Raw genomic sequence first — 21,018 nt, 5'->3', positions numbered from 1 at the left:
GCGCCGGCGCGAGCCCGCATGCGCGCCCGGCGGCGGCCCGGGCCGGTGCCGGCCGTCGGACGGCTCGCGCGGGCTCGTCCACGAAAGCCCAAAAAAACTCGCGCGGCGATGTCGAGAACGCGTGAACGGCTACGTCCCAGGGGCGAACGCGACCAAGATGGGTCGTACGAGCATCGAGGAGAACACGATGGCGAAGTACCTGCTGCTGAAGCACTACCGCGGTGCCCCGGCCTCGGTCAACGACGTGCCGATGGACCAGTGGACGCCGGACGAGATCTCGGCGCACGTGCAGTACATGAACGACTTCGCGGCCCGGCTCGAGGAGACCGGCGAGTACGTCGACAGCCAGGCGCTCGCCCCCGAGGGGACGTGGGTGCGGTACGACGGCGAGCGGCGCCCGCCGGTCACCGACGGCCCGTTCGCCGAGACCAAGGACCTCATCGCCGGCTGGATGATCATCGACGTCGACGGGTACGAGCGCGCCGTCGAGCTGGCCGGGGAGCTGTCGGCCGCCCCCGGGGCGGGCGGGAAGCCCGTCCACGAGTGGCTCGAGGTGCGCCCGTTCCTGGGCGAGGCGCCCACGATCACGGAATGACCGCTCGGATGGACGAGGTGCTGCTGCGGAGTCTCACGCCGAACGTCCTCGGAATCCTCGTCCGCCGCGGGGCCGACTTCGCGGCGGCCGAGGACGCCGTGCAGGACGCGCTGGTCGAGGCGCTGCGCGTCTGGCCGGACGACCCGCCGCGCGACCCGAAGGGCTGGCTGGTCACCGTGGCATGGCGCCGGTTCCTCGACACCGCGCGGGCGGACGCCGCCCGCCGCCGCCGCGAGGAGCTCCTCGAGGAGGAACCGGCACCGGGGCCCGCGCCCGAGGCGGACGACACGCTCCGGCTCTACTTCCTGTGCGCCCACCCGTCGCTGACGCCCGCATCGGCGGTCGCCCTCACGCTGCGCGCGGTGGGCGGGCTGACCACCCGCCAGATCGCCCAGGCGTACCTGGTGCCCGAGGCGACCATGGCGCAGCGGATCAGCCGGGCCAAACGCACCGTCTCCGGGGTGCGGTTCGACCGGCCCGGCGACGTCGCCACCGTGCTGCGCGTCCTCTACCTGGTCTTCAACGAGGGCTACTCCGGGGACGTGGACCTGGCAGCCGAGGCCATCCGGCTGACCCGGCGGCTCGCGGCCGCGATCGACCACCCGGAGGTGGCGGGCCTGCTCGCGCTCATGCTGCTCCACCACGCCCGGCGCGCCGCCCGGACCGCGCCCGACGGCGGGCTGGTGCCGCTCGCCGAGCAGGACCGCGGCCGGTGGGACACCGCGGCGATCGCCGAGGGGGTCGCCATCCTGCAGGCCGCCCTCGCCCGCGACCGGCTGGGCGAGTTCCAGGCCCAGGCCGCGATCGCGGCGCTGCACGCCGACGCGCCCACCGCCGAGGAGACCGACTGGGTGCAGATCGTCGAGTGGTACGACGAGCTCGTGCGCCTGACCGACAACCCGGTCGTCCGGCTCAACCGCGCGGTGGCGGTCGGCGAGGCCGACGGGCCCCGGGCCGGGCTGGCGGCGCTCGCCGCGCTGGACGCCTCCCTGCCCCGCCACACCGCGGCGGCGGCGTACCTCCACGAGCGCGCCGGCGACCCGGCGACGGCCGCCCGCTTGTACGCCGAAGCGGCCCGGAAGGCGCCCAACCTGGCCGAACGCGACCACCTGACCCGCCAGGCCGCCCGCCTCAACACCCGCACCCCCGACTGACACCCGTCCGCGCCCGCACCCCACACCGGGCGGCTCGGGAGGTGGGGCGGGACGGGGGTCAGGACGCGCCGCCCGCCGCGCGGCGGAACCTCGTCGCGAGGCGGTCGAACGCCGCCGCGAGCCCGTCTCCGTCGATCACCTCGATGTCGACGTCGAGCTGTGCCATCCACAGCGCGAGCCGGTCCGGGTCGGCGGAGCCCACTTCGACACGGCACGTGGACTCGTCGACCACCTCGATATCGAGCGGGATGGGGATCTTCGCGGCGACCTCGGCGGCGGGAGCGTGCACGAGCACCCGGGCGCGGTACGTCCAGGCCGCCTTGCTGACGCGCCCGACGACGTACTCGACGACATCGTCCTCGGGGATCACGCGCGGCCGGAACCGTTCGCCCGTCGGCGGGTGCGGAACCATGCGGTCGACACGGAAGACCCGCCAGTCGTCACGGTCGAGATCCCACGCGAGCAGGTACCAGAGGGACCCCCAGCTCACCAGCCGCTGCGGTTCGGTGCGGCGGGGCCCTTCGCCGCCCCCGCGCTTGGTGTATCCGAACCGGAGCCGTTCGCGGCCGCGGATCGCGGCCGCGACCGCGCCGAGAACGGAGAGATCGAGCGGTGCGGCCCCGGGGACGACGCTCGTCGCCTCGCGCACCGCCTCGACGCGCCGGCGCAGGCGCGCGGGCAGCACCTGCTCCAGCTTCGCGAGCGCGGTGAGCGATGTCTCCTCGACGCCGAGCCTCTGCGTCGCGACCGCGCCCAGTCCGACCGCGACGGCGACGGCCTCGTCGTCGTCGAGCAGCAGCGGGGGCATCGCCGTCCCGGCGGCCAGCCGGTACCCGCCCGCGACGCCGGGGCGCGCGTCCACGGGATAGCCGAGCGACCGCAGCTTGCCGATGTCGGCGCGCACGGTCCGCGTGCTCACGCCGAGCCGGCCGGCGAGCTCGGAGCTCGTCCAGTCGCGCTTGAGCTGGAGCAAGGACAGCAGTTCGAGGAGGCGGGCCGAGGTCTCCAACACGCTCCCCATCATTTCAGCAATCGCGGAAGCTTTTCTGCCGCATTGCCTGGGAGTGTCGGTGTCATGGACGAGAACAAAGCGCTCACCCCGTTCCGCATCGACATCCCGCAGGCCGACATCGACGACCTGCGCAACCGGCTGGCGCACACGCGGTGGCCGATCCCCGTGCCGGGCCGAGACGACCGCGCCGACTTCAGCCGCGGCATCCCGCCGGTGTACCTGAAGGAGCTCGCCGAGTATTGGCGCGACGGGTTCGACTGGCGCGCGCAGGAGGAGCGGCTCAACGAGTACGAGCAGTTCACGACGGTCGTCGACGGCCAGACGTTCCACGTCGTCCACGTGCGGTCGACGAACCCGGAGGCCGCCCCGCTGCTCCTGAACCACGGCTGGCCGGGTTCGTTCGTCGAGTACCGGCGACTCATCCCGCTGCTGGCCGACGAGTTCCACGTGGTCGTCCCGTCGCCGCCCGGCTTCGGGTTCTCCACCCCGCTGTCCGGGACCGGCTGGGAGCTGGCGCGGACGACGGAGGCCTACGCCGAGATCATGACGCGCCTCGGGTACGAGAGGTTCGGGGCCCACGGCACCGACATCGGCGCGGGCATCACCGGCCGCCTCGCGGGGCTCTACCCGGAGCGCGTCATCGGCACGCACATCGGATGCGACCCCCGGTGGCTCGGGTTGGTCGGCGACAGGTTCCCTTGTCCCGACGGACTGTCCGATGACGAGATCGCCCAGCTCGAGGCGGTGCGCGCCGAGGACGCGGCCGACCGCGGCTATCTCGGGATGCAGAACCACCGCCCCGACACGATCGGCGCGGCGCTCACCGATTCGCCGGTCGGTCAGCTGGCGTGGATCGCCGAGAAGTTCAAGACCAGGACAGGCGGCGACCACCGGACGCCGGACGAGTCGGTCGACCGCGACCAGCTCCTCACGAACATCGGCCTGTACTGGTTCACCCGCAGCGGCGCGTCGAGTGCGCAGTTCTACTACGAGTCCGAGCACTCCGGAGTCGACTTGTTCATGCCCTCCGGCGTGCCGTCCGGATGGGCCGTGTTCGACACCAACCCGCTCGTGCGCCGCGTGATGGACCCGTGGAAGGCGATCGGTCACTGGAGCGAGTTCACCGAGGGCGGTCACTTCCCCGCCATGGAGGAGACGGAGCTGCTCGCGGACGACATCCGCGCCTTCTTCCGCGGCCTTTCCTGACTGCCGTGCCGGGGCCGGCGGGGCACGGGGACCCGTTCAGGGCCCGGCCGGTCCGGCACGTCCAGGAGCTCGCCGGCCTCGAACCCGGTGGCGTTCGGCGACGCCTCGATCTCGTCCCGCCCGTAGAACCGCAGGCGAGACCGAGGTGGCGCCGACCGCTTCGAGAACCCGCCCTAGGTGGGCGGGGCGGTGAGGGGGGCGGGGAGGGGGATGTGCTTCGACTGGGCCAGCCAGGTGAAGCCGCCCAGGCCGGACGGGTCGGTCAGTTCGGCGTCTTCGCCCGCGTGGCAGAGGGCGGCGACGTAGGCGCGGGGGTCGCGGTGGGCGAGGTCGACCGGGGGTCGGGCGCCGGTGAGGCCGAGGGCGCGCAGGGCGGTGCGCTGGGTGGTGAGGACGGTCGCGGTGGCGCCCGCGCGCTCGCCTTCGACGGCGCAGGCGTCGAGGGCGACGTGGGCGGTGACGTCGCAGGACCCGTCGGGGACGGCGGGGACGGTGGCGCCGTCGCGGTACCCGGCCAGGGTGCCGTACGGGGGGCGGGACGCGCGGGTGTGCGCGTAGTCGACGGCGATCGCGAGGCCGCGGGACAGGCGGCGCAGGACGGCGCCCCAGGCGGCGCAGCGGGGACGGCCGACCTCGGCGCGGTCGCCCGGTTCGGTGAGCGGCCACCAGCGGTCGAGCCACGCGCGGTCCTCGGCGGACGGCTCGGGCCCGGGGCGTTCGGCGCCGCTGGAGGGGTCGACGAGCATCGTGCGGACGCCGTCGGGGGTGCGTTCGACCACGTCGAGGGGGACGTTGTCGAGCCATTCGTTGGCGATCGCGAGGCCGGTGAAGGAGTCGGGGAGGTCGCGGCGCCACGTCACGTGGGCGGGGCCCGCGGGGTGCGGGGCGATCTCCACGGCGGTGGGACGAAGGCGCGCGCGGAGTTCGGGGGCGGCGCAGGCGAGGACGTTCGTGAGGAGCGCGCCGGAGCCGGCCCCGATGTCGACGAGGTCGAGGCGGGACGGGTGCCCGAGGGACGTGTCGACGTCGGTGAGCAGCCGGGCGACGGCGGCGGCGAACCGGGGCGACGCGTGCACGGAGGTGCGGAAATGGTCGGAGGGGCGCTCGCCGCGCCGGTAGAACCCCCGCTCCCCGTACAGTGCCCGCTCCATCGCGGTGCGCCAGGGCACCCACTCGGTGACCAACACGGATGCGACGTTACCGTGGGCGACGGTCCGGGGCGGACCATCCTCGCGGCGGATCGCCGTCCGACTTGCGGCTGATCCGGGGCGGACCAGGCGATACGTAGCCTGTCCGCATGGTCGGGAGGATGTGGGAGTGGCTTCGGGGTAAGACGGCGCTGGTCGACGCCTTCCTCGCGGCGCCCGTCGCGCTGATGTCGCTGCCGGGGTTCGTGGGCGGCTCGTACGGCGTGCCCGTCGTGCAGTACATCGTGCTCACGGTCGCGCTGCTGGCCCCGATGGTGCTGCGGCGGACCTTCCCGCGGACGGTCTTCGCGGTGGTCGCGCTGGTGTCGGGCGTGCAGTGCGCCGCCGGGATCGTCCCGGTGCCGGCCAACATGGCGGTGCTGATGGGCCTGTACACGGTGACGGCCGGGTTCACGCTGCGGTGGGGGGTGGCCGCGGCGCTGGTCGTGGAGATCGGCGCGGTGATGGCGTCGTACCGGTATCCGGAGGGCGGCGCCGACCGCCGGTACACGTTCGTGATGCTGACGGTGGTGACCGCGGGGGTGTGGCTGCTCGGGCTGCACATGCGGACGCGGCGGGCGTACCTGCGGTCGCTGGAGGAGCGGGCGGAGCGGCTGGAGCGGGAGCGCGACGCCGAGGTGAAGATGGCGATGGCCGCGGAGCGGGCGAGCATCGCGCGCGAGCTGCACGACGTGGTGGCGCACAACGTCAGCGTGATCGTGGTGCAGGCGGACGGCGCGTCGTACGCGATCGAGCACGATGTGGGGCGGGCCCGGCAGGCGCTGGAGGCGATCTCCACGACCGGACGGTACGCGCTGGGCGAGATGCGGCGGCTGCTGGGGGTGCTGCGGGAGGGCGACGACGCGGGTGCGTACGCGCCGCAGCCGGGGGTGGCGGACCTCGACGACCTGGTGGGGCAGGTGCGCGCGTCGGGGCTGCCGGTGACGTTCGAGGTGGAGGGCACGCCGCCGGAGCTGTCGCAGGGCCGCCAGCTCACGGTCTTCCGGATCGTCCAGGAGGCGCTGACCAATACCCTCAAGCACGGCGGGCCGCGGGCGTCGGCGCTGGTTCGGCTGCGGTACGGCGGGGACGCCGTCGAGGTCCGGGTGGAGGACGACGGCCGCGGCGCGGCGGCGCCCGGCGGGGACGGCCGGGGGCACGGCCTGGTCGGGATGCGGGAGCGCGCGGCGGTGTACGGCGGCACGGTCCGGGCGGAGCCCCGGGCGGGCGGTGGTTTCGGGGTGCTGGCCCGGATCCCCACCGGGGAGGACGAATCGGCCGAGAGGAGTTTCCGGAATGGGTGAGGACGGACCCATCCGGGTCGTTCTGGTGGACGATCAGGAGCTGGTGCGGACGGGGTTCGCGATGGTCCTCGACGCGCAGCCGGACATCGAGGTGGTGGGGGAGGCCGGTGACGGCGTCCGGGCGCTGGAGCTGCTGCGGGCGACGCGGGCGGACGTGGTGCTGATGGACGTCCGGATGCCGCGGATGGACGGGATCGAGGCGACCCGCCGGATCGTGGCGGGCGGGGAGCGGCCGAAGGTCGTCATCCTGACGACGTTCGACCTCGACGAGTACGCGTTCGCGGCGATCAAGGCGGGGGCGGGCGGGTTCCTGCTCAAGGACGCGGGCCCGGCGCACCTCATCGAGGCGATCAAGGCGGTGCACTCGGGGGACGCGGTGGTGGCGCCGAGCACGACGAGGCGGCTGCTGGACCGGTTCGCGGTGCATCTGCCGGACGCCGATCGGGCGGCGGCGGGCGGGGCGCTCGAGAGCCTGACCGAGCGGGAGGGCGAGGTACTGCGGCTGGTCGCGCGGGGCATGTCGAACGCGGAGATCGCCGGGCGGCTCTACGTGTCGGAGGCGACCGTGAAGACGCATATGGGCCGGATCCTGACAAAGCTCGATTTGCGGGATCGCGTTCAGGCGGTGGTCTTCGCGTATGAGACGGGTCTGGTGAAAAGCGGTCAAAGCGGTAACTCTGGGTAACGAGTTGATCACTCCGTGGTGACTTTTTGCCTTCATCATGGGCCTTTCTGTTGGCTTACCAGAAAGTAGCTGGGTAACTACCGTACGCGACGTCGTCTTCGCGGACTGCGTCGGGCAATGTCAGCTCGGGCCCATAAAGCCCATGTACGGGAGGACTCTCGTGATCAAGAAGCTCGCCGCGACCGGCGTACTCGGCTTCGCCATCACCGCCTCGGCCCTCGCCGCCGCTCCCGCCGCCTACGCGGGCGGCTGGGACGGCCACCACGGCAAGAAGCACGACGGCGGTTCGTTCTCGAACAACAAGACGAGCGGGAACTTCAGCATCCTGGGCGGTACCCAGGTCATCGCCCCGATCTCGGTCCCGGTCAACGTCTGCGGCAACGCGGTCGCCGTCCTCGGCAACGCCGGTGCCGGCTGCAAGGGCGGCGCGGAGGTCGACTTCGACTGACCGTCGACGACCGAACGCCGAACGCCGGGGGCCCGAAGGGGGCCGCCGGCGTTTGGTCTCTCCCGGCACGTCCCGCCCCGGCACGTCCCGCCCCGGCACGTTCCGCCCGGGTCGGTGCGAGGGCTGATCCGGGCGTACGACTCAGGTCGTACGCGGCGCCCGGAGGCAGCCTCGATGCCGATGCGGACCGTGGCCGTGCGGGCGATGGCACGGGGGCGGCGGATTCCTAGCGTGGTCGATGGTCGTAACCGTCCACGAAGGAGTCACCGTGACCAGCACGTTCACCGGCCCCGCCGGAGGATCTCCCGCCGCCGCCGCACCGCCGGCCGTCGTCGCCGCGGAGGTGTCGAAGGTGTACGGCGCCGGTGACGCGGCCGTCCACGCGCTGCGCGGCGTCAGCGTCGGGTTCGCGCGCGGCGCGTTCACCGCGATCATGGGCCCGTCGGGGTCCGGGAAGTCGACGCTGATGCACTGCCTGGCCGGGCTCGACACGGTCAGCGGCGGGCGGATCACCCTCGGGGACGCGGAGATCACCGGCATGAACGACCGGCAGCTCACGATGCTGCGGCGGGAGCGCGTCGGGTTCGTCTTCCAGGCGTTCAACCTGCTGCCGACGCTCACCGCCGAGCAGAACATCCTGCTGCCGATGGACCTCGCGGGCCGCAAGCCGGACCGGCAGTGGTTCGACCAGGTCGTGGACGTCGTGGGCCTGCGGGATCGCCTGTCGCACCGTCCGAACGAGCTGTCGGGCGGCCAGCAGCAGCGCGTGGCGTGCGCGCGCGCCCTCGTCGCCCGTCCCGAGGTCATCTTCGCGGACGAACCAACCGGCAACCTCGACTCCCGTGCGGGCGCCGAAGTCCTCGAGTTCCTGCGCTCGTCCGTCCGGGAGATGGGCCAGACGATCGTCATGGTGACGCACGACCCGGTGGCGGCCTCGTACGCGGACCGGGTGGTGTTCCTGCGCGACGGCGAGATCGTCAGCGAGATCCACGGGCCGACGCCGGAGACGGTGCTGGACCGGCTGAAGAACCTGGGGGCCTGATGCTGAAGACGACGCTGGCGGGCCTGCGGGCCCACAAGCTGCGGCTGCTCCTGACGGCCGTGGCGATCACGCTCGGGGTCGGGTTCATCGCCGGGACGTTCGTCCTGACCGACACGGTCGACAAGGCGTTCGGGCAGACGTTCGCGAAGTCGGCGGGGAAGGTCGACGTCGCGGTCCTGCCGGGCGACGGCGCGGGCGAGGGCCCCGACGGTGAGAACGGTGTCCCGCAGGACGTCCTGGAGAAGGTGCGGGCGCTTCCGGGCGTCACGAAGGTCGCCGGGCTGGTGCGGGGCGACGCGGCGCTCGTCGGCGAGGACGGCAAGGCGGTCGGCGACATGCCGACGGTCGGGCTGTCGGTGCCGTCCGGGGAACTGCTGCGGTACGAGGTCGACGCGGGGCGCGCGCCGCGCGGCGTCGGCGAGGTCGTGATCCACACGGATCTGGCCGAGCGGGAGGGGTTCGAGGTCGGCGAGGCCGCGACCGTCCTGGACGAGCGGAAGCGGCCGCACCGCTTCACGGTCGTCGGACTGGTCGACTTCGGCATCGACCAGGAGGCGAGCTACCGGGGCGCGGTCGGGTTCGACACCGCGACGGCGCTGCGGATGACGGGCGAGAAGACGTACCGGGAGCTGGACGTCCTCGGGGCGGACGAGGCCGCGGTCGCCGCGGCCGTCGGCGGCTCGTACGAGGTGCACACCGGCGAGGAGCTGGGGGCGATCCTCGCGGAGGAGGCGGGCGCCGACACCGAGATCATCCGGACGGGGCTGCTGCTGTTCGGCATGGTCGCGATGCTGGTCTCCGCCCTCGTCATCTACAACACGTTCTCGATCCTCATCGCGCAGCGGATGCGCGAGATGGCGCTGCTGCGCTGCGTCGGCGCGACGCGGCGGCAGGTGTTCGGCGGCGTGGTGACCGAGTCCGCGGTGGTGGGCCTGGTCGGGTCGGTGCTGGGGCTGGCCGCCGGGCTGGGGCTCGGCTGGGGGCTGCTCGCGCTGGTGCACCGGTTCAACGACGCGATCCCGGTGGCCGCGCCGGCGCTGGCCGTCCGGACGGTCGTGGTCGGGCTCGCGGTCGGCGTCGTCGTGACCGTGGGGTCCGCGCTGCTGCCGGCCCGCGCGGCGACGCGCGTCTCGCCGGTGACGGCGCTGCGCGCGGAGCTGGAGCCGGGCAGCGGGCGGTTCCGCCTGGGCGTCGTCCGGACGCTGTTCGCCGTCCTGTTCGCCGCGGCGGGCCTGGCGGTCGGCGGCTACGCCTCCCTCGTGATGGAGAAGGGCGAGACCGCGATGTACCTGGTCGCCCTGGGCGGGGCCGTGTTCTTCGCCGGGGTGATCGCGGCGATGCCCGCGCTGGTGCGGCCGCTGGGCCGGTTCGCGGGCGCGATCCCGGCGCGGGCCGGGGGCGTGCCGGGACGGCTCGCGGTGGCGAACGCGCGCCGCGCGCCGCGCCGGACGGCGACGACGACGATCGCGCTGACCGTCGGGGTCGGGCTGATGAGCCTGTTCGCGGTGGTCGCGGCGAGCGGCAAGGCGACGTCGGTCGCGCAGCTCGAGGAGCAGTTCCCGGTCGAGTTCCAGGTGAACACGCAGTTCGGCGGCGAGGACGACCGGGTGCCGCACGCGCTCGCCGGCGCACTGCGGCAGCGTCCGGAGTTCTCCCGGGTCATCGAGCTGCGGGACACGCGGGCCGAGATCGGCGGCGACGAGCTGGTGGTGTCGACGGTGACCGCGTCGGCGCTCGGGACGACGCTGAAGCCGGCCGTCACGGAGGGGTCGCTGTCGGCGCTGCGGCCGGGCACGGCGCTGGTGGAGGAGTACACCGCCAAGGACAGGGGGCTTTCCGTCGGCGACACCGCGCGTATCGCCACGGAGCGGGGCACCGCTCAGGTGAAGGTCGTCGGGTTCCACAAGACGCCCGCGTTCGGCGCGTTCCTGGTGCCCGAGGCGGACTTCGACCGCTACTTCACCGTCCGCGACCCGTCGGCGATCATGGTGAAGATGGCGGACGGGGCGGACCCGAACGCCGCGCGGAAGGCGATCGACACCGCCGCACAGCCGTACCCGACGGTCCGGGTGATGTCGGTCGCGGAGTTCAAGGACACCCTGAACGACTCCGTCGACACCATGCTGATGATCTTCGGCGGGCTGCTCGGCCTGGCGATCATCATCGCGCTGTTCGGCATCGCGAACACGCTGACGCTGTCGGTGGTGGAGCGCACCCGGGAGTCGGCGCTGCTGCGCGCCCTCGGCATCACCAAGCGGCAGCTGCGCCGCATGCTGTCGATCGAGGCGCTGGTCATGGCGGTGATCGGCGCGCTCACCGGGGTCGTGCTCGGCATCGCGTTCGGCTGGGCGGCGACGGAGGCGATGGGCGAGAGTTCGGTGTTCGCCCTGCCCTACGGGCAGATCGCGGGGTTCATCGTGCTGGCCGCGGTGGCGGGGGTGCTCGCCGCCGTCATGCCCGCGCGCCGCGCCGCGAAGGCGTCCATCGTCGAGTCGCTGTCCACCGAGTAGCCCGGCGTCCACCGAGTAGCCCGGCGTCCACCGCGGAGCCAGGCCCGGCAGGGCGGCGCGCCGCTCCCCGGCCGACCGGCCGGCGGGGCGGCGCGCCGCCGTGTCCGGGGTCGGTTCCGGACGGGACGGCCCCGACGGCGGACGCGGGCCGCGTTCCTGGGTAACCTGGGCCGCGCAAACGTCCGGTACCTACGTTTCGAGGACTGGAACGAACGATGGATTCGCACGGCACGCCTCCCGCCGCGTCCGGAAACGAGCAGCCCGGCGCCCCGGAGGACCGGCCCGCCCGGCTGTCGGTCGGCGTCGTGGGCGCGGGCCGCGTCGGCTCGGCGCTCGGCTCGGCGCTCGAACTGGCCGGGCACCGCGTCGTGGCCGCGACGGCCGTGTCGGCGCGGTCGCGGGAGCGGGCGGCCGACCGGCTGCCCGGCGCGGCCGTCACCGACCCGCGGGGCGCGGTGACCGCCGCCGACCTGGTGCTGCTGACCGTGCCCGACGACCAGTTGCCCGATCTGGCCGCGGGGTTCGCCGCGGCGGGCGTCCCGGTCGCGGGCAAGCTGGTCGTGCACACCAGCGGCCGGTTCGGCGCGGCCGTCCTGGACCCGCTGACCCGCGCGGGCGCGCTGCCGCTGGCGCTGCACCCGGTGATGACGTTCACCGGACGCCCCGACGACGTCGCGCGGCTCGCCGGGATCTCGTTCGGCGTCACCGCGCCGGAGCCGCTGCGGCCGGTCGCCGAGGCGCTCGTCGTCGAGATGGGCGGGGAGCCGGTGTGGATCCCCGAGGAGCGGCGGCCGCTGTACCACGCGGCGCTCGCGGGCGGCGCGAACCACCTGGTCACGCTGGTCGTCGAGGCGATGGACCTGCTGCGCGGCGCCGGGGTGGACGAGCCGGGCGCGATGCTCGGGCCGCTGCTGGGCGCGGCGCTCGACAACGCGCTGCGGCTCGGCATCGACGGGCTGACCGGACCGGTCGCGCGCGGCGACGCGGGGACGGTCGCCGATCACGTCGCGGAGCTCGGGAAGGTGTCGCCGGAGAGCCGCCGCGCCTACGTCGCGCTGGCCCGGCTGACCGCCGACCGGGCGCTCGGCGCCGGGATGCTCAAGCCGGAGGACGCCGAACGGCTCCTCGAGGCACTGGCGGACTGACCGTCTTGTACCGGTACGGACCGCGGCCGGACGGGCCGCGGCAGGACGAGAACGAGTCGAGGGGAGCGTCGTGACGCCCGTCATCGCGAGGACGCGGGAGGAGCTGGCCGCCGCCCGGAAGTCCGTGCCCGGCACGCTGGCGCTCGTCCCGACCATGGGGGCGCTGCACGAGGGGCATCTGTCCCTGATGCGGGAGGCGCGCGCGCGTGCGGACGGCGTGGCCGTCAGCATCTTCGTGAACCCGCTGCAGTTCGGCCCCGGTGAGGACTTCGACCGATACCCCCGGACGTTCGAGGACGACGTCGCGGCGTGCGCGCGCGTGGGCGTGGACGTGGTGTTCGCGCCGACCCGCGACGTGATGTATCCGGCGGAGCCGCAGGTGACGCTGAAGTCGGGGCCGATGGGTTCCGTGGTCGAGGGCGCGTCCCGTCCGGGCCACTTCGACGGAATGCTCACCGTCGTCCTGAAGTTGTTGAACCTGGTACGTCCCGATGTGGCCGTCTTCGGGGAGAAGGACGCGCAGCAGCTCGCCCTGATCCGCCGGATGGTCGCGGATCTGAACGTGCCCGTGGAGATCGTCGGCGCGCCGACCGTCCGGGAGCCGGACGGGCTGGCGCTGTCGAGCCGCAACCGCTACCTGTCGCCGGACGAGCGCCGCACCGCGCTCGCGCTGTCGCGGGCGCTGCGGGCCGGTGCGGACGCCGCCGCGGCGGGGGCCGGTCCGGACGCGGTGCTCGGTGCGGCCCGCGCGGAGCTGGCCGCGGCCGCGGCGGCCGAGCCGCCGCTGGAACCCGACTACCTCGTGCTCGTCGACCCGGCGACGTTCACCGAGGTCACCGCCGACCACGCCGGGCCGGCCGTGCTCGCCGTCGCCGGACGCGTCGGCGCCACCCACCTGATCGACAACGTTCCCCTCCAGCTCACCAAGGAGCACTGATGTTCCGGACGATGTTCAAGTCGAAGATCCACCGCGCCACGGTGACCCAGGCGGACCTGCACTACGTGGGGTCGCTGACCATCGACCAGGACCTGATGGACGCCGCCGACCTGCTGCCCGGCGAGCAGGTCCACATCGTCGACATCGACAACGGGGCCCGGCTGGAGACGTACCTGATCGCGGGCGAGCGCGGCTCCGGCGTGATCGGGATCAACGGGGCGGCGGCCCGGCTGGTGCAGCCCGGCGACCTGGTGATCATCATCAGTTACGCGCAGCTCAGCGACGCCGAGGCGCGCGAGTTCGTCCCGCAGGTGGTGCACGTCGACCGTTCCAACCGGATCATCTCGCTGGGCACCGACCCCGCCGAGCCGGTCCCCGGCGGGGACGGCGTCCGCGGGGACGTGCTGTCGCCGTCGGGCCGCTGAGCGGCCTTTCTGCGGCGGGCCCCGCGTTCGACCGGTCGCGACGGGCGGGCCGTCCGGGTCTCCGGGCGGCCCGCCCGCCTTGTTCGGGGGCCGGGGAATAGTCCGGCCGGGGGTTAGTGTCACAATGACGAGAATCGAGCCCCCGGAGGAGGGCCCATGATCCCTTCCGCGCTGACCGCCCCCGAACCCGGCTGGACCGCCCGCGCCGACATCGTCGTCGTCGGCTCCGGCATCGCCGGTCTCGTCGCCGCGCTCCGCTGCCGCCCGCACGGGCGCGTCCTGCTCGTCACGAAGGCGCTGCTGGACGCCGGCTCCACGCGCTGGGCGCAGGGCGGGATCGCCGCCGCCCTCGCCCCCGACGACACCCCCGCCGAGCACCTGGCCGACACGCTCGTCGCCGGGGTCGGGCTGTGCGACGAGGACGCCGTCCGCGCCCTGGTCACCGAGGGGCCGGACGCCGTCCGCGACCTCATCGACCTCGGTGCGGCGTTCGACCGGGCCGACGGCGGGTCCATCGCGCTGACCCGCGAGGGCGGGCACCGGCGGCGCCGCATCGCGCACGCGGGCGGCGACGCGACCGGCGCGGAGATCAGCCGGGCGCTGCTCGCCGCGCTCAAGGACTCCGGCGTCGAGGTGATCGAGCACGCGCTCGTCCTCGACCTGCTCAAGGACGCGGACGGCCGCGCCGCCGGGATCACCCTGCACGTGATGGGAGAGGGCCAGCCCGCGGGCGTGGGCGCCGTCCGTGCACGCGCCGTCGTCCTCGCGACCGGCGGGCTCGGGCAGGTCTTCTCCGCCACCACGAACCCCGAAGTGTCCACGGGCGACGGCGTGGCCCTCGCGTTGCGTGCGGGCGCGGACGTCACCGATCTCGAGTTCGTCCAGTTCCACCCCACCGTGCTCTGGCTCGGGGAGGGGGCGCGCGGGCAGCAGCCCCTCATCTCGGAGGCCGTCCGGGGCGAGGGCGCCCACCTGACCGACCTCGCGGGCGAACGGTTCATGGTCGGGCGCCACGAACTCGCCGAGCTCGCGCCGCGCGACGTCGTCGCCAAGGGGATCATGAACCGGATGCGGGAGACCGGCGCGGCCTGCATGCTCCTGGACGGGCGGCACCTCGGCGCCGCGATGTGGGAGTCGCGCTTCCCGACGATCCTCGCCGCGTGCCGGCACCACGGCATCGACCCCGTCACCGAGCCGATCCCGGTCGTCCCCGCCGCGCACTACGCGAGCGGCGGCGTCCGCACGGACCTGCACGGGCGCACGTCCGTCCCCGGCCTGTACGCGTGCGGCGAGGTCGCCTGCACGGGCGTGCACGGCGCGAACCGGCTCGCGTCCAACTCGCTGCTCGAGGGGCTCGTGTTCGCCGCGCGGATCGCCGCCGCCCTCCCCGGCGACCTCGCGAACGCGGCGGACGCCCCGCCGGCGCGGCCCGGGCCGGGCGCGGGCGCCCTGCTGGACCCGGCGCGGCGGGCGGACGTCCAGCGGATCATGACCGGGTACGCGGGCGTCCTGCGCGGCGCGGACGGCCTGGCCGCCGCGGCCCGCGAACTCGCCGCCCTCCCCGGCGCGGGCGCCGCCCCCGGCGTGGAGGCGTGGGAGGTCACGAACCTGCACACGGTCGCGTCCGCGATCGTCGCCGCCGCCCGGCGCCGCGAGGAGACGCGCGGCAGCCACTGGCGCGAGGACTTCCCGGAACGTTCCGACGCGCGCTGGCGCGGCCACCTGGTCACCCGGCTCGCCCGGACGGCCGCGGGGAACGATCGCACCGAACTGGTCACCACCTACGAACCCGCGAAGGGGACACGCGCATGACACCCGAGACGGACGCGGCGCTGCGGGCCGCCGGGCTCGATCCACAGGCTGTGGAGAACCTTGTGCGGGCGGCGCTCGCCGAGGACGGCGACACCGACGTCACCAGCGAGCCGATCTTCGCACCGGGCGACACCGCCACCGGGGACTTCACCGCCCGCGAGGAGGGCGTCGTCGCGGGCGTCCCGGTCGCCGCGGTCGTGTTCGACCTGCTCGGCGTGGTGCACGAGGCGAAGGTCGCGGACGGCGGCCGGGTCGTCCCCGGGCAGGTGCTCCTCTCGGTGAGCGGCCCGACCCGGGCGGTGCTGCGCGCGGAACGGACGGCCCTCAACCTGCTGACGCACCTGTCCGGAATAGCGACGGCGACGCGGCGCTGGGCGGACGCCGTCGACGGCACGAAGGCGCGCGTCCGCGACACCCGCAAGACCCTCCCCGGCCTGCGCGCCCTCCAGAAGTACGCGGTGCGCTGCGGCGGCGGCGTCAACCACCGCATGGGCCTGCACGACGCCGCGCTCATCAAGGACAACCACGTCGCCGCGGCCGGATCGGTCACCCGCGCCTTCCAGGCCGTCCGGGACGTGTACCCCGCGTTGCACGTCCAGGTGGAGTGCGACACCCTCGCGCAGGTGGAGGAGGCGCTGGCCGCGGGCGCGCGCGCGATCCTGCTCGACAACATGACGGACGCCGAAATGTCCGAGGCCGTCCGGCTTGTGGCGGGGCGGGCGGAACTCGAGGCGAGCGGTGGCCTTACCCTGGAGCGGGCCCGAGACGTCGCCGTGACCGGAGTGGACTACCTTGCCGTCGGCGCGCTGACGCACTCGGCGCGCGTGTTCGACATCGGCCTTGACTTCACCTGACCAGCGGGGACCTGATGCTGCTCACCATCGACGTCGGTAACACCCAGACCGTGCTCGGCCTGTTCGAGGGCGAGGAGGTGATCGAGCACTGGCGGATCAACACCGATCCCCGGCGCACCGCCGACGAGATCGCCGTGGTCCTGCAGGGCCTGGTGCAGCAGAGCCCGCTGCTCGCCGAGACCGACATCAGCGGCATCGCGCTGTGCTCGACCGTCCCGTCCGTGCTGCACGAGATGCGGGAGATGTGCCGCCGCTACTACGGTGACGTCCCCGCGGTGATCGTGGAACCGGGCGTCAAGACCGGGGTGCCCGTCCGGATGGACAACCCCAAGGAGGTCGGCGCCGACCGGGTCGTGAACGCGCTCGCCGCCGTGCACACCCACGGCGGCCCCGCGCTCGTCGTCGACTTCGGCACCGCGACCACGTTCGACGCCGTCTCCGCCAAGGGCGAGTACGTCGGCGGCGCCATCGCCCCCGGCATCGAGATCTCGATAGACGCGCTGTCGTCGCGCGGCGCCCAGCTCCACAAGATCGAGCTCGTGCGGCCGCGCAACGTCATCGCCAAGAACACCGTCGAGGCGCTCCAGTCCGGGATCATCTTCGGGTTCGCCGGCCAGGTCGACGGGATCGTCGAGCGGATGGCCGACGAGCTCGCCGCCGACCCCGACGAGGTCACCGTCATCGCGACCGGCGGGCTCGCCCCGCTCGTCCTCGAGGAGTCCCGCAGCATCGACGTGTTCGAGCCGTGGCTCACCCTCATCGGGCTCCGGCTGATCTACGAGCGCAACACGGCCTGACGGCCCGTCCGCAGCAGGCACAACGCCGCGAGCCCGGACAGGACGGCCAGGAGCAGCGCCATCGGGACGGCCCGCGCCAGCACGGTCAGCAGCAGCGGCGTGAACATCCCCGCGTAGATCACCGCGTACGCGACGGCCGTCAGGCCCGCCAGCTCGTCCGGCGCGGCGATGCGGGCCGTCTCGCCGAGGCTGTAGGTCAGCACGAACCCGTAGCCGAGGCCCAGCGGGACGGCCGCCGCCGCGGTCAGCGCGGGCTCGCGCAGCGCGACCGTCAGCGCGGCCACCAGCAGCCCGGCCGACACGGCGGCCAGCCCGGCGCGGGCGACGAGCCGCGGATGCCGCGCCTCCAGCCGCCGCGCGAACGGCTGCGCCGCCATGCCCGCGCCGAGCGTCAGCGCGGTGACCAGGCCCGCGTGGACGAGCGGCGCCTGCCGCACCGGGACGACCGACGGCAGCAGCGCGAACGCGCTCGTCGGCGCGGCGAACGTCCAGATCGCGACCGGGACGACCGACGTGCGGAACGCGGGCCGCCGCAGCCCGTCGAGCCGCAGCCCTCCCGAGGCCCGCCGGACGTGCCGGACGTCCGGGACGCGCGCCGCCGCGGGCACCGTCACCGCCATGATCAGCAGGTGCGGCGCGTACGCGGTGACCAGCGGGAGCGGCGCCCACTGCGCGATCAGCGCCGCCGCGAGCGGCCCGGCGCCGAACCCGGCCGACACCGCCAGCGCGGTGGCCCGCACGCCCGGCCCGGGCGCCAGCTCCTTGACCCACGCGGTGCCCGCCGCGAGGACCGCGCCCGTCACCGCCCCCGCGAGCAGCCGTCCCGCGTACAGCAGCTCCGGCACCGCCGCCCCGGCCATCAGGACGAGCGTCACCGGGCCGGACGCGCACGCGGCCGGCAGCGCGACGCGGCGGCGCCCGAACCGGTCGGACAGCGGCCCGCCGGCCGCGAGACCGGGCACGAGCCCGAGCGCGTACACGCCGAACATCGCCTGCGCGGCGCCGCCGCCGAGGTGCAGCCGCTCGGTGTAGAGCCCGAGCAGCGACGCGAACTGGTTGGCGCCCCAGCCGACGCCGAACATGATCAGCGCCACCGGGAGCCAGCGCCCGGGAGACGACCCCGACTTGTCCATGATCCCTGTCTATGGCGCCCGCGCCCGCCCAGCCCGGCCCCTTCACGTTTCGCGAACCGCCCGCCCGGCGGGGCGTCGGCCCCTGCGCGGACGGTCCCGCCCGCCGGTGTCCGTGCGGGTCGTGGTGTGCCGGCTCGGCCCGCCCGCCGGCGCGTCCGCCCGGACCGCCGGACCGCACGCCCGGCGGGCGCCGTGTGACGCCGGTCGCGTGGGCTCCCGCTGCGGCATTCGGGGCGATTAACGTGAACGGCATGGAACTGCGGGAACTGGCGTCGTTCCTCGCGGTCGTGGAGGAGGGGCAGTTCGCGCGCGCTGCGGCGCGGCTGTTCCTGTCGCCGCCCGCCGTGACCGCGCACGTCCAGCGGCTCGAACGCGACCTCGGCGTCCGGCTGCTGGAACGCTCCCCGCTGCGGCTCACCGAAGCCGGCGAACGGTTCGTGCCGCACGCCCGCGCGGCGGTCGCCGCCGCGAACGCCGCCGTCGCGGCGGCCGCCGAACCGGGCGGCGGCGCGCGCCCGGGCACCGGCGGGACGGTGCTGCGCGTCGGGATCATGGGGCACGGGTCCGCCGAGCTCACCCCCGCGATCGTGCGCGCGTTCCGCCGCGCCCGTCCCGACGTGCGGCTCGCCATCGAACCGCTCGACTTCACCGAGCACGTCACCGCGCTCGTCGAGAACCGCGTGGACGTCGCGTTCGTCCGTCCCGCGCCCGACGACGAGCGCATCGACGTCGACGTGCTGACGACCGAGCCGCGGATCGTGTGCGTCCCCGCGGACGGACCGTTCGGGGACGCCGCGACGCTGCGGCTCGCGGACGTCCTCGACCTGCCGATCGTCGAGGTGCCCGACTTCACCCCCGCCGTGTTCGCCGACTACCTGTACTTCACCCGCGCGGTCAACGGCGAGCGGGGACGGCGCGGGCCCGACCTGGCCCGCACCCCGCAGGACGTGCTGCTGAGCGTCGCCGCCGGACGCGGCGTCGGTTCGGCGCTCGCGTCGTTCGCCCGCTTCTACCCGTGGCCCGGCGTCCGGTACGTCCCGATCGTGGACGCGCCCTGGGACAGCAGCGTCCTCGCGACGCGCCGCGGCGACCCGAGCGGCCCGGTGCGGGCGTTCCGGGCGCTGGCGGCCGCGCTGGCCCGCGACGCGGGCCCCGTGCTGCGAGGGACGGCCGGACCCGGACCGCTCGCGCCGGACGCGTCCGCTCAAGTGGTTCGCGGGGCACTGAGCGGGCTCGATAGCCTTGAGGGGTGAGTGACGAGACCCTCGATGACCTTCCGGAGCAGATGCGCGTTCGCCGGGAGAAGCTCGACCGGCTGCGCGAGAGCGGGATCGACCCCTACCCGGTGTCCTTCCCGCGCACTGCGACCATCACCGAGGTCCGCGAGAAACACCCCGACCTGGAGCCGGGCACCGAGACGGGCGAGCGGGCCGGCGTCACCGGGCGGGTCATGCTCGTCCGCAACGGCGGCAAGCTGTGCTTCGCGACGATCCGCGACGGCGGCGGCGAGATCCAGGTGATGCTGTCGCTCGCGAACGTCGGGCAGGAGCAGCTCGACTTCTGGAAGCGCGAGGTCGACCTCGGCGACCACATCGGCGTCGAGGGCGAGGTGATCACGTCCCGGCGCGGCGAGCTGTCGATCATGGCCGACCGGTTCGCGATCACGTCCAAGTGCCTGCGCCCGCTGCCGGAGAAGCACGCCGGCCTCACCGACCCCGAGGCGCGGGTGCGGCAGCGGTACGTCGACCTGATCGTCAACGACGAGGCCCGCCGGATGGCGCGGATCCGCAGCGCCACCGTGCGCGCCGTCCGCGACTTCTGGCACGACGAGGGCTACCTCGAGGTCGAGACGCCGATGCTGCAGCCCGTCCACGGCGGTGCGACGGCGCGCCCGTTCACCACGCACATCAACGCGTACGGCATGGACCTCTACCTGCGGATCGCCATCGAGCTGTACCTGAAGCGGCTCGTCGTCGGCGGGATCGAGAAGGTCTTCGAGATCAACCGGAACTTCCGCAACGAAGGCGCCGACTCGACGCACAACCCCGAGTTCACGATGCTCGAGGCGTACGGGACGTATCTCGACTACAACGACATGGCCGACCTGACCCAGCGGATGTACCAGAAGGCGGTCGTCGCCGCGCTGGACACCACGGTCGTCGTCCACGACGGCCAGGAGATCGACCTCGGCGTGACCGAGTGGCCGCGGATCACGCTGTACGGGTCGGTGTCGGAGGCGCTCGGCGAGGAGGTCACCCCGCACACGCCGCTCGAGGCCGTCCGCAAGCTCGCGGACGGGCGCGGCGTGAGCTGGGACCCCAAGTGGGGCCAGGGCAAGCTCGTCCAGGAGATCTTCGAGGAGCTGATCGAGCACACGCTCGTCCAGCCGACGTTCGTCATGGACTTCCCGGTGGAGACCTCCCCGCTGACCCGGCAGCACCGCGAGGAGCCGCTGCTCACCGAGAAGTGGGACCTCATCGGCTTCGGCACCGAGCTCGGCACCGCCTACTCGGAGCTGATCGACCCGATCGAGCAGCGCCGCCGGCTCACCGAGCAGTCGCTGCTGGCCGCGGGCGGCGACCCCGAGGCCATGCAACTGGACGAGGACTTCCTGCGGGCGCTCGAGTACGCGATGCCGCCGACCGGCGGGATGGGCGCCGGCATCGACCGGATGATCATGGCCTTCACCGGCAAGGGCATCCGGGAGACGATCCTGTTCCCCCTGGTCAAGCCCGAGTAGCCCGTCAAGCCCGAGTAGCCCGAGTAGCCGGT

General features: G+C 74.0%; 19 protein-coding genes. 16 read left to right on the top strand and 3 right to left on the bottom strand.

Annotation, left to right across the window (positions count from 1 at the left end; translation table 11 throughout):
* Positions 1 to 187 precede the first annotated feature (187 nt).
* Together ACFQ11_RS00185 and ACFQ11_RS00180 are read left to right on the top strand one after the other, a co-directional pair.
* Positions 188 to 595 carry a YciI family protein gene (locus ACFQ11_RS00185; protein ID WP_378295897.1) on the top strand — a complete coding sequence of 136 codons (408 nt, stop codon included), beginning with the start codon at positions 188 to 190 and terminating at the stop codon, positions 593 to 595.
* A gap of 8 nt (positions 596 to 603) precedes the next feature.
* A complete protein-coding gene (locus ACFQ11_RS00180) occupies positions 604 to 1,749 on the top strand; it encodes an RNA polymerase sigma factor (RefSeq protein ID WP_378295896.1) in 1,146 nt (381 codons plus the stop codon).
* Between the two features lie 58 nt (positions 1,750 to 1,807).
* Here ACFQ11_RS00180 and ACFQ11_RS00175 read toward each other — a convergent pair whose 3' ends face one another.
* On the bottom strand, positions 1,808 to 2,761 hold the full coding sequence (locus ACFQ11_RS00175; protein ID WP_378295602.1) for a helix-turn-helix transcriptional regulator: 954 nt from the start codon (positions 2,759 to 2,761) through the stop codon (positions 1,808 to 1,810).
* 63 nt (positions 2,762 to 2,824) lie between these two features.
* On the opposite strand from ACFQ11_RS00175, the gene ACFQ11_RS00170 reads away from it, so the two are divergent.
* Positions 2,825 to 3,967 carry an epoxide hydrolase family protein gene (locus ACFQ11_RS00170; protein ID WP_378295601.1) on the top strand — a complete coding sequence of 381 codons (1,143 nt, stop codon included), beginning with the start codon at positions 2,825 to 2,827 and terminating at the stop codon, positions 3,965 to 3,967.
* A gap of 173 nt (positions 3,968 to 4,140) precedes the next feature.
* Here ACFQ11_RS00170 and ACFQ11_RS00165 read toward each other — a convergent pair whose 3' ends face one another.
* Positions 4,141 to 5,154 carry an SAM-dependent methyltransferase gene (locus ACFQ11_RS00165; RefSeq protein ID WP_378295599.1) on the bottom strand — a complete coding sequence of 338 codons (1,014 nt, stop codon included), beginning with the start codon at positions 5,152 to 5,154 and terminating at the stop codon, positions 4,141 to 4,143.
* A gap of 110 nt (positions 5,155 to 5,264) precedes the next feature.
* Here ACFQ11_RS00165 and ACFQ11_RS00160 point away from each other — a divergent pair, with 110 nt between their 5' ends.
* The 11 genes from ACFQ11_RS00160 (at position 5,265) to ACFQ11_RS00110 (ending at position 17,113) form a co-directional block, all read left to right on the top strand.
* Positions 5,265 to 6,458, top strand: coding sequence for a sensor histidine kinase (locus tag ACFQ11_RS00160; protein ID WP_378295598.1), 1,194 nt, complete (start codon positions 5,265 to 5,267; stop codon positions 6,456 to 6,458).
* Positions 6,451 to 7,143 carry a response regulator transcription factor gene (locus ACFQ11_RS00155; RefSeq protein WP_378295596.1) on the top strand — a complete coding sequence of 231 codons (693 nt, stop codon included), beginning with the start codon at positions 6,451 to 6,453 and terminating at the stop codon, positions 7,141 to 7,143. The genes ACFQ11_RS00160 and ACFQ11_RS00155 overlap by 8 nt, the downstream gene beginning before the upstream one ends.
* A gap of 142 nt (positions 7,144 to 7,285) precedes the next feature.
* Entirely contained in the window at positions 7,286 to 7,591 is a 306-nt protein-coding gene (locus tag ACFQ11_RS00150; RefSeq protein WP_378295595.1) for a chaplin family protein, read from the top strand.
* 268 nt (positions 7,592 to 7,859) lie between these two features.
* Entirely contained in the window at positions 7,860 to 8,633 is a 774-nt protein-coding gene (locus tag ACFQ11_RS00145) for an ABC transporter ATP-binding protein (protein ID WP_378295594.1), read from the top strand.
* Positions 8,633 to 11,143 (top strand): ABC transporter permease, encoded by a 2,511-nt coding sequence (locus ACFQ11_RS00140; protein WP_378295593.1) that lies wholly within the window; start codon positions 8,633 to 8,635, stop codon positions 11,141 to 11,143. Before ACFQ11_RS00145 ends, ACFQ11_RS00140 begins: the two co-directional genes overlap by 1 nt.
* 215 nt (positions 11,144 to 11,358) lie before the next feature.
* Positions 11,359 to 12,288 carry a Rossmann-like and DUF2520 domain-containing protein gene (locus tag ACFQ11_RS00135; protein ID WP_378295592.1) on the top strand — a complete coding sequence of 310 codons (930 nt, stop codon included), beginning with the start codon at positions 11,359 to 11,361 and terminating at the stop codon, positions 12,286 to 12,288.
* Between the two features lie 70 nt (positions 12,289 to 12,358).
* Positions 12,359 to 13,225 carry a pantoate--beta-alanine ligase gene (gene panC / locus ACFQ11_RS00130; RefSeq protein ID WP_378295591.1) on the top strand — a complete coding sequence of 289 codons (867 nt, stop codon included), beginning with the start codon at positions 12,359 to 12,361 and terminating at the stop codon, positions 13,223 to 13,225.
* Positions 13,225 to 13,650 carry an aspartate 1-decarboxylase gene (panD, locus tag ACFQ11_RS00125; RefSeq protein WP_378295590.1) on the top strand — a complete coding sequence of 142 codons (426 nt, stop codon included), beginning with the start codon at positions 13,225 to 13,227 and terminating at the stop codon, positions 13,648 to 13,650. Before panC ends, panD begins: the two co-directional genes overlap by 1 nt.
* A gap of 156 nt (positions 13,651 to 13,806) precedes the next feature.
* Entirely contained in the window at positions 13,807 to 15,462 is a 1,656-nt protein-coding gene (locus ACFQ11_RS00120; protein ID WP_378295589.1) for an L-aspartate oxidase, read from the top strand.
* Positions 15,459 to 16,316 (top strand): carboxylating nicotinate-nucleotide diphosphorylase, encoded by an 858-nt coding sequence (gene nadC, locus ACFQ11_RS00115; protein WP_378295587.1) that lies wholly within the window; start codon positions 15,459 to 15,461, stop codon positions 16,314 to 16,316. The genes ACFQ11_RS00120 and nadC overlap by 4 nt, the downstream gene beginning before the upstream one ends.
* A gap of 14 nt (positions 16,317 to 16,330) precedes the next feature.
* A complete protein-coding gene (locus tag ACFQ11_RS00110; RefSeq protein WP_378295586.1) occupies positions 16,331 to 17,113 on the top strand; it encodes a type III pantothenate kinase in 783 nt (260 codons plus the stop codon).
* Here ACFQ11_RS00110 and ACFQ11_RS00105 read toward each other — a convergent pair.
* On the bottom strand, positions 17,092 to 18,246 hold the full coding sequence (locus ACFQ11_RS00105; protein WP_378295585.1) for an MFS transporter: 1,155 nt from the start codon (positions 18,244 to 18,246) through the stop codon (positions 17,092 to 17,094). The two genes, ACFQ11_RS00110 and ACFQ11_RS00105, sit on opposite strands and share 22 nt — an antisense overlap.
* Before the next feature lie 251 nt (positions 18,247 to 18,497).
* Between ACFQ11_RS00105 and ACFQ11_RS00100 the strand changes: the two genes are divergently transcribed.
* Together ACFQ11_RS00100 and lysX are read left to right on the top strand one after the other, a co-directional pair.
* The gene (locus tag ACFQ11_RS00100; protein WP_378295584.1) at positions 18,498 to 19,499 is read left to right on the top strand and encodes a LysR family transcriptional regulator; all 1,002 of its coding nucleotides are present in this window, start codon (positions 18,498 to 18,500) and stop codon (positions 19,497 to 19,499) included.
* Positions 19,496 to 20,986, top strand: coding sequence for a bifunctional lysylphosphatidylglycerol synthetase/lysine--tRNA ligase LysX (gene lysX, locus ACFQ11_RS00095; protein WP_378295583.1), 1,491 nt, complete (start codon positions 19,496 to 19,498; stop codon positions 20,984 to 20,986). The genes ACFQ11_RS00100 and lysX overlap by 4 nt, the downstream gene beginning before the upstream one ends.
* Positions 20,987 to 21,018: the final 32 nt, after the last annotated feature.

Source organism: Actinomadura sediminis, assembly GCF_042675525.1.
GTDB lineage: Bacteria > Actinomycetota > Actinomycetes > Streptosporangiales > Streptosporangiaceae > Spirillospora > Spirillospora sediminis.
This window is presented reverse-complemented; position numbering and strand designations above follow the sequence as displayed.